The 11,038-nt window shown below is 41.6% G+C and carries 13 protein-coding genes; 12 read left to right on the top strand and 1 reads right to left on the bottom strand.

Going from position 1 to position 11,038, the window contains the following annotated elements; translation table 11 throughout:
* The first annotated feature begins 91 nt into the window (after positions 1 to 91).
* From PR675_RS17240 to PR675_RS17185, 12 genes are all read left to right on the top strand, one after another.
* The gene (locus PR675_RS17240) at positions 92 to 838 is read left to right on the top strand and encodes a glycosyltransferase family 2 protein (protein ID WP_032202912.1); all 747 of its coding nucleotides are present in this window, start codon (positions 92 to 94) and stop codon (positions 836 to 838) included.
* Positions 839 to 853: 15 nt separating this feature from the next.
* Complete coding sequence (locus tag PR675_RS17235) at positions 854 to 1,801, top strand: NAD-dependent epimerase/dehydratase family protein (protein ID WP_272582822.1); 948 nt, start codon at positions 854 to 856, stop codon at positions 1,799 to 1,801.
* 44 nt (positions 1,802 to 1,845) lie between these two features.
* Positions 1,846 to 2,991 (top strand): polysaccharide export protein, encoded by a 1,146-nt coding sequence (locus PR675_RS17230; protein ID WP_193450906.1) that lies wholly within the window; start codon positions 1,846 to 1,848, stop codon positions 2,989 to 2,991.
* A gap of 5 nt (positions 2,992 to 2,996) precedes the next feature.
* Complete coding sequence (locus PR675_RS17225; protein ID WP_014657219.1) at positions 2,997 to 3,425, top strand: arsenate reductase/protein-tyrosine-phosphatase family protein; 429 nt, start codon at positions 2,997 to 2,999, stop codon at positions 3,423 to 3,425.
* 33 nt (positions 3,426 to 3,458) lie between these two features.
* Positions 3,459 to 5,537, top strand: coding sequence for a polysaccharide biosynthesis tyrosine autokinase (locus PR675_RS17220; protein WP_272582821.1), 2,079 nt, complete (start codon positions 3,459 to 3,461; stop codon positions 5,535 to 5,537).
* 17 nt (positions 5,538 to 5,554) lie between these two features.
* The gene (galE, locus tag PR675_RS17215; protein WP_004924333.1) at positions 5,555 to 6,583 is read left to right on the top strand and encodes a UDP-glucose 4-epimerase GalE; all 1,029 of its coding nucleotides are present in this window, start codon (positions 5,555 to 5,557) and stop codon (positions 6,581 to 6,583) included.
* A 153-nt stretch (positions 6,584 to 6,736) separates the two neighbouring features.
* Positions 6,737 to 7,240: a tRNA (uridine(34)/cytosine(34)/5-carboxymethylaminomethyluridine(34)-2'-O)-methyltransferase TrmL gene (gene trmL, locus PR675_RS17210; protein WP_014657216.1), complete on the top strand. Its 504-nt coding sequence runs from the start codon at positions 6,737 to 6,739 to the stop codon at positions 7,238 to 7,240.
* Between the two features lie 80 nt (positions 7,241 to 7,320).
* Positions 7,321 to 7,509 (top strand): type II toxin-antitoxin system Phd/YefM family antitoxin, encoded by a 189-nt coding sequence (locus PR675_RS17205; protein WP_442959613.1) that lies wholly within the window; start codon positions 7,321 to 7,323, stop codon positions 7,507 to 7,509.
* Positions 7,510 to 7,641: 132 nt separating this feature from the next.
* On the top strand, positions 7,642 to 7,938 hold the full coding sequence (gene tnpA, locus PR675_RS17200; protein WP_008914069.1) for an IS66 family insertion sequence element accessory protein TnpA: 297 nt from the start codon (positions 7,642 to 7,644) through the stop codon (positions 7,936 to 7,938).
* Positions 7,935 to 8,279: an IS66 family insertion sequence element accessory protein TnpB gene (gene tnpB, locus PR675_RS17195; protein WP_034167512.1), complete on the top strand. Its 345-nt coding sequence runs from the start codon at positions 7,935 to 7,937 to the stop codon at positions 8,277 to 8,279. The genes tnpA and tnpB overlap by 4 nt, the downstream gene beginning before the upstream one ends.
* A gap of 84 nt (positions 8,280 to 8,363) precedes the next feature.
* A complete protein-coding gene (gene tnpC / locus PR675_RS17190; RefSeq protein WP_272582820.1) occupies positions 8,364 to 9,887 on the top strand; it encodes an IS66 family transposase in 1,524 nt (507 codons plus the stop codon).
* A 14-nt stretch (positions 9,888 to 9,901) separates the two neighbouring features.
* The gene (locus PR675_RS17185) at positions 9,902 to 10,102 is read left to right on the top strand and encodes a Txe/YoeB family addiction module toxin (RefSeq protein WP_272582823.1); all 201 of its coding nucleotides are present in this window, start codon (positions 9,902 to 9,904) and stop codon (positions 10,100 to 10,102) included.
* Positions 10,103 to 10,210: 108 nt separating this feature from the next.
* On the opposite strand, the gene cysE is transcribed toward PR675_RS17185, so the two are convergent.
* Positions 10,211 to 11,032, bottom strand: coding sequence for a serine O-acetyltransferase (cysE, locus tag PR675_RS17180; protein WP_004924317.1), 822 nt, complete (start codon positions 11,030 to 11,032; stop codon positions 10,211 to 10,213).
* Positions 11,033 to 11,038 lie beyond the last annotated feature (6 nt).

Raw genomic sequence — 11,038 nt, 5'->3', positions numbered from 1 at the left:
AGCTAACCGGATGGTACCTGAAATCGAAGATGTGGCGGATAAAGTGTATACCCGCGACCTATTTGGTAATGACTAATTTGGTAATAAATATATGTCTGAAGCCTCTACTCAAGAATTAGTTTCTATTATTATGCCTTGCTATAATGCAGAGCAATATATTAAAGAATCTATTAATTCTGTAATAAATCAAACTTATAAAAATTTTGAACTGATTATTGTTGATGATTTATCTACAGATAACTCTATTAATATTATCAATTCATTTCATGATAACCGAATAAAATTAATCCAATTAGCTCAAAATGGTGGGGCTGGTGTAGCGAGAAATACAGGTATAGAGGCTGCACAAGGCAGGTTTATTGCTTTCTTAGATAGTGATGACTTATGGCGACCAAATAAACTAGAAGTACAATTAGAGCATATGGTTTCAGGTGGTTATCCTCTTTCTTATACGCAATATCAGAAATTTACTCAAGAAGGGAAAGGTAAAATTGTCATTCCACCAAATACCGTAACATATAATGAATTGCTCTACTGTAATGTGATCGGATGCCTCACTGCCATTTATGACACTAAAATATTAGGTAAACAATTTATGCCCCTCATCCGAAAAAGGCAAGATATGGGTCTATGGCTAAAAATATTATCACAAGGTCATACCGCTTACTGTTGTCCTCATGTACTTGCTGACTATAGAACCGATTCAGGTATGACGCAAAATAAACTTGATGCAGCAAAGTATCAGTGGAAATTTTATCGTCAAGAATTAAATTTTAATTTTATAAAATCAACAAAATACTTTATTGGTTATGCCATTAAAGGCATTATCAGAAAATAAGCGTTAGGACAAAATATGTTAACAATCATCGGTGGCTCTGGTTTTATAGGTACTCGCCTATCTAACCAACTAAAATCCCAAAATATTGATTTTAAAATCGTCGACATTCAAAAAAGTGAAGCTCATCCTGAAAAGTGGGAGTTTGGAGATGTGACTAAACCTGAAACACTTGTTGAGCCATTAAAAGGAAGTGATGTAATCATTAACCTTTCCGCCCAACATAAAGATAACGTTCATCCTATTAGCCTATACTACGAAGTAAACGTGGATGGAGCGAAAAATGTCTGTGATGTTGCTGAACAACTTGGTATTAAACATATCGTATTTACCTCCTCTGTTGCTGTTTATGGATTTGTAGAAAAAGAGACTGGTGAAGATGGTGAATATCATCCATTTAATGATTATGGAAAATCAAAATTACAAGCCGAACATGTGTATGATGCTTGGCAAGCTAAATCAAGTGACAATATACTAGTTACTATTCGTCCAACGGTGGTATTTGGCGAGAATAATCGTGGAAATGTTTATAATCTATTCCGTCAAATTGCTTCCGGTCGTTTTTTAATGATTGGTGGTGGTAATAACCAAAAATCGATGGCATATGTTGAAAACGTTGCAGCATTTATCCATTTCGCTACTACCTTCACTGAAGGTAAACACGTTTTTAACTATATTGATAAGCCAGATTTTACGATGGATGAGCTAACTACCGTCATTTGTAATGCTTTAGGTAAGTCCAAATCTAATATTCGTATTCCTTATTCTATCGGTATTATGGGCGGGTATTGTTTCGATATCTTATCTAAACTGACAGGTAAAGAATTTCCAGTAAGCAGTATTCGAGTGAAAAAATTTTGTGCTAGAACACAGTTTAAGTCAAACTATATTGCTGACACCTCTTTCACACCGCCAGTCACACTGGAGAAAGGGATTGCTAATACTGTTCAGTATGAATTTAAATAAATAAAATATTTTTAATCATCTTGCCAAAGGGATCGCGAGTATTTATGAAACGTCTTTCTGTTATTGCAATCATGCTCACTGCATTAACTGGCTGTACTGTTACCCCTGGTGTCTATATGTCTACCTCGGGGAAAAATGTCGTCGACACTGGCGATCGTGATATTTCTAAATTTGTCGATATCTACCCGATCTCACCAAAACTGTTAGATGAGATGTATACCCCACAGGTTATCGCAAAACCCAACCCAACCCTGGAGAAGCAACTGGCAACCTATGAGTACCGTGTTGGTGTGGGTGATGTATTAACCATTACGGTATGGGATCACCCTGAGTTAACCATTCCTGCCGGCTCTTACCGTAGCGCCGCGGATTCAGGCAACTGGGTACACTCAGACGGCACTATCTACTATCCGTATATCGGTAAAGTGAAAGTCATAGGCAAAACGGTCACTGAAATCCGTAATCTAGTGAGTAACCGTCTATCGACTTATATCGAATCACCACAAGTGGATGTCAGCATTGCCGCCTTCCGCTCACAGAAAATGTATGTGTCAGGTGAAGTGGCTAAACCGGGTACATTACCGATTACTAACGTACCGCTAACGGTTTTAGAGGCCTTTAATAATGCAGGCGGCCTGACTGAAAAAGCCGATTGGGACAATGTCGTACTCACCCGAAATGGCAAAGAGATAAAAATCTCACTGCAAGCATTAGTTCAGTATGGCGACCTAACCCAAAACCATCTGATGCTACCGGGTGATGTACTATATGTACCACGTAATGATGGGCAGAAAGTGTTTGTGATGGGCGAAGTGGGTCAGCCAAACACCCTAACCATTGACCGTGCTGGCATGAGTATTACTGAGGCACTGAGTAAAGCAGGCGGTACAGATCAAAATACTGCTAATGCAACTGGCGTATTTGTCATCCGTCCAATTAAAAACCAAACCTCAGGTGATAAAGAGCTGGATGCCCTACTGCCGAAAAAAATGGCGGCGGTCTATCAGTTAGATTTATCCGATGCCACTGCCATGGTGATGGGAACGGAATTTAAACTGCAACCTTATGACTTAGTTTATGTCACTGCCGCTCCAGTTGTACGTTGGAACCGCCTAATCACCCAATTGCTACCAACCATCGCGTCATATAATCAGTTAACCGAAGGTACTAAACGTATTCATGACTGGTAATCCATATGTTTAATAATATTCTCGTTGTCTGTATGGGGAATATTTGCCGCTCCCCTACGGGGGAGCGCCTATTACAAACCCATTTCCCCGATAAAAAAGTGCACTCCGCAGGCATTATCGCCAAAGAGGATCGCCCCGCTTATGATAGCGCCATCCGTATTGCACAAAACCACAATCTCTCTTTAGATGGCCATCAATCACGTCGTTTAACCAGTGAATTATGTAAAGAAGCAGACTTAATCCTAGTGATGGAAAACGACCATATTGATAGAATCCATCAACAATTCCCCGAGACGCGTGGCAAAGTCATGCTGTTCGGCCAGTGGCTAAATAAAACCGAGATCCCAGATCCACATAAACGCAGTGATGAAATGTTCGAGCATGTTTATCAACTGATGGAAAAAGCCGTTATACAGTGGCAAGGGAAAATTTAATTTTACTATTTGAAGGCTTAACGTTAATTGATTATGAACACGACAAAAACCAGCTCCGCTGCCTCTGACGAAATCGATCTGCTGGCGCTCTTTAAGGTACTCAAATCCAGCTACCTTAAAATCGGCTTTTCTACCCTCTTTTTTATTGTTATTGGTGCCGCTTATAGCTTTCTAGCAACCCCGATCTATCAAGCCAATGCTACACTGCAATACGATAAAATGAGCCAAGTCTCATTATTAGATCAAATGAGTGATGTAATGCCATTTGCTAATAGTAATAGCCAAGTGGACTCCGAAATTGAAGTAATTAAGTCTCGGATGGTGCTCGGTAAAGCTGTCACCGCTCTTAATTTAGATACCAAAATTGCCCCGGCTGGTTTTTTTGATAGGCTTTGGGGAGACAAGGCCTCTGTCACCATTTCCCTCTATTCTTTACCTGAACATCTTATTGGAGAACCTGCTACTCTCACTTATTTAGGCGCAAATAAATATGCTGTTAATATTGCTGAGCAGACCCTTGAAGGTAAGGTGGGTGAACTCCTAAAACAAGATGACATCAGCCTATTAATAACCTCACTCAATGCCGAAGTTGGTCAAGAGTTTACTATTGTCAAAAACGCACGCTATTCTACAATCGAAGATTTACGCAAAACCTTATCTATCGCTGAAGTCGGTATAGGGACTGGCATTATCAGTATGGAAATTAAAGGTGCTGACAAAGCGGAAAATGTGCAGATTTTAAATAGTATTATCCAAAACTATGTGGACCAGAATACTGAGCGTAAAAAAGAGGTTACCAACAACACCTTATTATTCTTAGATGAATATTTACCGAAAGTAAAAACTAAATTGGACAACTATGAAAACCAATTAAATGCTTTCCGTAAAAAGAATGAATCTATCGACCTGTCCTTAGAGGCTAAATCAGCTCTTGATAGCGCCTTACAAGTCGAAGAGAAACTCAATGAGTTAACCTTTAAAGAGGTAGAGATCCAGCAGCTCTATACCCGTAACCACCCTGCTTACCAATCATTACTGGATAAGCGTCAGCAACTGTTACGTGAAAAAGAGAAAATCAGTAAAAATATCCAAAAACTTCCTAATACCCAGCAACAGATTGTGCGTTTAACCCGTGATGTGGAGTCCGAACAAGCTATCTATAATCAGCTAGTGGCCAAACAGCAAGAGCTGAGCGTATTAAACTCCGGGATCACCGCCGATGTACGTATTATTGACTCGGCAGAATCCCAACCCAATGCCGTGGCACCGAAAAAAGCACTCATAATGGTTCTGGCGGCTATCCTCGGTTTTATTGTGGGTTGCGCTTATGTAATTGCCCGTGAGTTATTTAATAATAAGATTAAAGGTACTGAAGATATCGATGCATTGGGTGTTAACGTCTATGCCACTATCCCATTCTCTACTCATGAGAAAAAATTAATCGCAGCGGGGAATCAGCGCCCACTTGCATTGGAAAACCCGGCCGATACGGCAGTAGAAGCCATCCGTTCCCTACGCACCAGCGTTTACTTCTCGGTGATGAACCAAGGGAATAACTTGGTGATGATCAGTAGTGCGTCACCGGGCGTAGGTAAAAGCTTTGTTACCTCTAATATGGCGGTTGTATTAGCTAATGCGGGTAAAAAAGTCCTCTTAATTGATACCGACTTACGTAAAGGTCGTATTCATAAAGCCTTTGGTTTAAGCAATAAAACGGGGTTATCCGAATATTTGGCTCAGCAGGACATTACGCAACCGGTCATCCACCGTGGTGTGATTGAAAACCTAGATGTGATCTGCCGTGGTAAAAATGTCACTCACTCTTCTGAGTTACTGATGGGAGAACGTTTTAAGCACCTACTCGACACGGTGAAAGGGCAATATGATATCGTGGTTATCGATACCGCCCCAATCTTAGCAATCACTGACTCTGCGATTATCGGTAAGTACGTCGGCACCTCACTGCTTATTGCCTACTATGGTGTCAATACGGTGAAAGACGTTGAGCTATCGCTAAAACGCTTTAAACAAAACGATATCGAAATCACAGGCGTGATCCTCAATGGTATCGATGCGAAATCAGACGACTATAACTATGTCTATGAGTACTAGTCGTACAGGAATTTAAAATGAATCATACAAAGGTCTTAGTCACAGGCGGTCTTGGCTACATTGGTAGCCATACCTGTGTGCAGATGATTGAACAAGGCATGCAGCCAATTATTTTAGATAATTTATGTAATGCCAACCCAGAAGTACTCAACCGCATTGAAACCATCACAGGTACAAAACCTGTCTTCTATGCCGGTGATGTACGTGATAACGCTATTCTGGATACGATTTTTGCTGAGCACCAAATCACATCGGTGATCCACTTTGCTGGGTTAAAAGCGGTTGGTGAATCCGTTCAAAAACCGATTGAGTATTATGATAATAACGTCAATGGCACATTAGTATTACTTGCCAGTATGCAAAAAGCGGGCGTCAAAAGCTTAATTTTTAGCTCATCGGCTACTGTGTATGGTGATCCAGAAGAAGTACCATTAACCGAAGACTCTAAAGTCGGTGGTACTACCAACCCATATGGCACCAGTAAATATATGGTTGAGCGTATTCTTGCTGATCTATATATTGCACATAACGATTGGTCGGTTACTTTACTACGCTACTTTAATCCCGTTGGCGCACACCAATCAGGCTTAATTGGTGAAGACCCACAGGGTATTCCAAATAACCTAACACCTTATATCGCTCAAGTAGCAGTTGGTCGTCATAAAGAAGTCATGGTATTTGGCTCTGATTACCCAACTCCAGATGGTACTGGCGTACGTGATTATATCCATGTTATGGATTTAGCTAGCGGTCATATTGCAGCATTAAACAATGTCAGCCATCAAGCAGGCCTACATATCTATAACCTAGGTACGGGTAAAGGAACGAGTGTATTAGAGATGATTGCTGCTTTTGAAAAAGCATCAGGTAAACCTATCCCGTATAAAATTGTTGAGCGCCGCCCTGGCGATATCGCTGAATGTTGGTCTAGCCCTAAAAAGGCCTTTAATGATTTAGGATGGAAAGCACAATATTCAGTACAAGATATGGTTAATGACAGCTGGCGTTGGCAATCTCAAAACCCTAACGGCTATAAGCAGCAATAGCCTTTAATTTGAGATCCTTCACTTAACAGCGGGTTCCTTATCGAACCCGCTTTTTTATTTAGCTTCAACAACTACATGCAACTTGTACCATTTGCGCGTAAAATCCTTCCTCATTGTTCCATCTAACTTGACTGTTTAATACAACCATTCGTTATGCCACATATTGTTTTATTCGAACCAGAGATCCCGCCAAATACAGGCAATATTATTCGCCTTTGTGCCAATACCGGATTTAGCTTGCACCTTATCCATCCGCTAGGCTTTACTTGGGATGATAAGCGACTACGCCGTGCAGGCTTAGATTACAGTGAATTCGCCGATATCAAACACCATCATGACTATTATGCTTTTTTAGATAGCGAAGGCTTAAGTCCTGATAATAACCAATCTGCTAGCGGTGCTCGCGTTTTTGCTTTAACCACCAAAGGTAAGCCAAGCCACAGTAATGTAAGCTATCGGCAAGATGATTATTTAATGTTTGGTCCAGAAACGCGGGGATTACCCCCTTACGTACTCGACAATATGCCAATTGAGCAAAAAATTCGTATCCCTATGTTGGCAGATAGTCGCAGTATGAACCTATCCAACTCTGTTGCAGTGGTGGTGTTCGAGGCATGGAGGCAGTTGGGTTACGCAGGAGCATTATTACGCGACTGATTTAGCAGCCATGCATGCTTGAACTGTCCTTATAACGCCATTATACCTGTACAGAATAAAGTACAAGTATAGGAGGGAAAATGAAAACAATTTCATTTAGTGATGCTAGAAATAATCTAAAATCGATATTAGATAGCGTTGTTGATGATGCAGATACAACTATCATCACTCGTCGTGACTCAGAGGATGCTGTAGTTATGTCTTTAGAGTATTACAATAGCCTAATGGAAACGATTTATTACGCTCACCAGCAAATGCCGAACATTTAAATAAATCAATCGATCAATTTAAAGCCGGAAAAGTAAAGAAAAGAGAGCTTATAAATGAGGTAAGCGGTTAATGAACCACACATACTAAACAAACTCGTCATTTGCCATAGTAGCTTTTTCATTGGAGGGACTATGGAACAACAAAGTAAACGAGAATACTGGGCTGCAATTCTAGAGCAGCAACGACAAAGTAATTTAGGCATTAAGCAGTTTTGCTCGGAGCAAAACATAAGCTATCAGACTTTTCACTATTGGTCGAAAAAGCTCACGCAATCCGAGCCTGAAACCAGGGTTCAACCTATCGTGGTGACAGAGCCTACCGTGAGCACAAGTTGTGTTGTGTTAATTCTCAATAATGGCATTCGAGCAGAACTGCCGGCAACGCTTAGCTCGCAACAAATTAAGACTTGGTTTGAAGCGCTACAATGATACCAACAGGTAAGGTTTTCCTCATCTCTGGAGTCACGGACATGCGTAAGTCCATTGATGGACTATCGTTGATTGTCGCGGAGACTCTTGAGATGGATCCGTTTAGTGAGTCTTGGTTCATTTTCTGCAATCGTACCCGAGATAAATTGAAAATCTTGTTTTGGGATACTAATGGCTTCTGGCTGTACTATCGTCGCTTAGAAAAAGGGACCTTCAAGTGGCCAAGACCCAGTGAGGACGGAGCCATTCATATTACTAAGCAACAACTGGGTTGGCTTCTTTCGGGGTTAACGCTCGAACATGCCAAAGCTCATCGTCCACTTCATAATCTAGAAGTGTGACCGCTGATACTGATCGTCACGTTGGGCTTGAACGATCCTTTTTTGCTGTCATACTTAAGTCATTGAGATGACCAGAGCCCAGACATGACCGACCTCCCTGATGATATCGACCAGCTAAAAGCTATGCTGCTTGAGCTTCACCAACAGAACGAAGCAAAAGATAAACTCCTTGCGGCAAAGCAAGAGGAGGTTGCCGAGCTCAAAACCAAAATTGAGTTGTTGATTGAACAGCTCAATTTAAGTAAGTCAAAGCGCTTCTCATCACAAAGTGAAAAAATACCCAAAGGTACCTTTAACGAAGCGGAGCAACAAAAGAGTACGGCTAAATCCGACGACGACAAGAAAAAAACAGGCCGTAAGCCTTTTCCAAAAGAGCTCGAGCGTGAAGTTCATAAACATGAACTCAATGCCCCTTATTGCGACTGCTGCGACGAGCCTTTACATCAATGTGGTGTTGAAACGTCTGAAGAGCTGAAAATCATCCCACAGAAGGTTAGTGTTATACGTCACGAGCGAACCAAGTACGCTTGCCGGCAGTGTGAAAAAACACAGACTGAAACAAAGATTATCACAGCCCCAAAACCCGCAAGTATGATCCCTAAAAGCCTAGGGAGTGCAGATGCATTCGCCGCTGTAGTCACAGCAAAATACGTTGATGCTCTGCCACTCTATCGCCAAGTGGATATTCTCAATCGCTCTGGTATAGATATTAGCCGCGCTACACTGGCCAACTGGTGCGTTCAGTTAGGAAGCAAAGTGCAAGTCATTATTGATGCAATGAAAAGTGAGTTATTGAAAGAAAAGCTCATCTGCGTGGACGAAACCACTGTTCAAGTATTACGTGAAGAAGATAAGAAAGCACAATCTAAGTCATATATGTGGGTCTATCGTAGCGGTGAGTTCGTCAATAACCCAGTGGTTATCTACGACTATCAAGCCAGCCGCAGAACAGAGTGCGTACAAGACTTTTTAGGTGGTTACTCTGGTTACTTGCTATCGGATGGCTACAGTGCATACGACAAACTTGAGGACGTGACTCAAGCTGCTTGCATGGCGCATGTACGCAGAAAGTTCACTGATGCTCAAAAAGCTTCACCATCAAAAAAAGCGGGCAAGCCAGAAAAAGCACTGAACTTTATTAGCAAACTATACGGTCTTGAAAAGAAAGCCAAAGGGCTTGACGCAAAATCTCGACACCAACTACGACAAGAAGAAGCCAAACCTATTTTAGATGAGTTCAAGCAATGGCTTGACAGTCAAAACGTTCTCCCTAAAGGATTACTTGGCAAAGCCATCACTTATACGCAAAACCAGTGGCCTAAGCTGCTTACTTACCTTGAAGACGGCGATATAAGTATCGACAACAATGTGACCGAACGAGATATAAGGCCGTTCACGACAGGTCGCAAAAATTGGATGTTCTCAACTTCGGTAGGCGGAGCAAAGGCGAGTGCAAACTTGTATAGCCTCGTGATGACTTGCCGCGCTAATGACATGAACCCTTATTATTACTTCCAACACCTGTTTACCGAGTTACCAAAACGAAGTCCGAAAGATGATGTGTCGGATCTCATGCCATGGAACGTAGAAATCAGTGAGGTTGAGTAAAGCTTTACTGGTTCATTAAGCGCTTACAAACGCTCAAACGCATTAATAAGCTCATTGACGATACTAAAAGAACCCCCTTTTATGGGATAGGAAAACCAGAACCACTAAAAGAAAACTTAGCTGGCTTCTGGTCTAGACGAATAGATGAAACAAATAGGCTCATTTATTCAATAGACGATGAGGGTTTAACTATTATTGCTTGTCGTTATTATTAAAAGGTTCAATAAATTGTGATACAGTAACATGAAATAACTCATCTGTATGGCTAGTATATTCATCCATATCTTTTAGCAGTTTCAGCTCAGATAAAATAATGACTCTTCTCAAATCCCATCGCCATCTTCAAAACCATAAATCGAACCATTAAAGTTCTGATCCATCTCAAATGATGGTTTATCACTATTTGGCTTGCCAACCACCCGAGCAGGTACACCCGCGACGGTTGTATGAGGGGGAACAGGGTGAAGAACAACCGAGCCAGCACCAATTTTTGCGCCACGGCCTATCTCAATATTACCAAGAATCTTCGCGCCAGCGCCGATCATCACGCCTTCTCGTACTTTAGGGTGACGGTCACCACAGGTTTTGCCTGTACCGCCTAAAGTCACAGATTGAAGAATAGAAACATCGTTCTCAACAACGGCAGTTTCACCAATCACAATACCCGTGGCATGGTCCAGCATAATGCCACAACCAATACGAGCAGCAGGGTGAATATCCACTGCAAAAGTGACTGATATTTGATTTTGCAGGTAAACCGCAAGCGCTTGGCGCCCCTCTTTCCATAGCCAATGCCCAATACGGTAACCTTGCAATGCATGGAACCCTTTAAGGTAGAGGAGTGGCGTAGAGTATTTATCCACCGCGGGGTCACGTAGACGCACGGCGGATAAATCCATTGCGGCTGAAAAGATCATCTGCTCATCATTACGATACGCTTCTTCAACAATCTCCCTCACTTCCATCGCAGGCATAATGGGAGAGCTTAGCTTGTTTGCTAACATATAGCTGAGCGCACTGCCTAAGTTGTCATGCTTTAGCAGTGTTGCATTAAAAAAACTGGCTAGTAGCGGTTCACAATCAGCAAGCGATTTTGCTTCCTCTTTAATAAACCCCCAGATCCTATCCAATTCTTCTCGCGACATAATGAC

Source organism: Providencia sp. PROV261, from assembly GCF_028477945.1.
In the GTDB taxonomy this organism is placed as follows: Bacteria; Pseudomonadota; Gammaproteobacteria; order Enterobacterales; family Enterobacteriaceae; genus Providencia; species Providencia stuartii.
The sequence above is the reverse complement of the archived record's forward strand: the minus strand, read 5'-3'. Positions and strand labels throughout refer to the sequence as shown.

Coding starts and splice junctions, on each gene's coding strand:
- galE (WP_004924333.1), top strand. CDS start 5,555: ATGAATCATACAAAGGTCTTAGTCACAGGCGGTCTTGGCTACATTGGT.
- PR675_RS17235 (WP_272582822.1), top strand. CDS start 854: ATGTTAACAATCATCGGTGGCTCTGGTTTTATAGGTACTCGCCTATCT.
- PR675_RS17205 (WP_442959613.1), top strand. CDS start 7,321: ATGAAAACAATTTCATTTAGTGATGCTAGAAATAATCTAAAATCGATA.
- PR675_RS17230 (WP_193450906.1), top strand. CDS start 1,846: ATGAAACGTCTTTCTGTTATTGCAATCATGCTCACTGCATTAACTGGC.
- cysE (WP_004924317.1), bottom strand. CDS start 11,032: ATGTCGCGAGAAGAATTGGATAGGATCTGGGGGTTTATTAAAGAGGAA.
- PR675_RS17225 (WP_014657219.1), top strand. CDS start 2,997: ATGTTTAATAATATTCTCGTTGTCTGTATGGGGAATATTTGCCGCTCC.
- tnpA (WP_008914069.1), top strand. CDS start 7,642: ATGGAACAACAAAGTAAACGAGAATACTGGGCTGCAATTCTAGAGCAG.
- tnpB (WP_034167512.1), top strand. CDS start 7,935: ATGATACCAACAGGTAAGGTTTTCCTCATCTCTGGAGTCACGGACATG.
- PR675_RS17240 (WP_032202912.1), top strand. CDS start 92: ATGTCTGAAGCCTCTACTCAAGAATTAGTTTCTATTATTATGCCTTGC.
- trmL (WP_014657216.1), top strand. CDS start 6,737: ATGCCACATATTGTTTTATTCGAACCAGAGATCCCGCCAAATACAGGC.
- PR675_RS17220 (WP_272582821.1), top strand. CDS start 3,459: ATGAACACGACAAAAACCAGCTCCGCTGCCTCTGACGAAATCGATCTG.
- tnpC (WP_272582820.1), top strand. CDS start 8,364: ATGACCGACCTCCCTGATGATATCGACCAGCTAAAAGCTATGCTGCTT.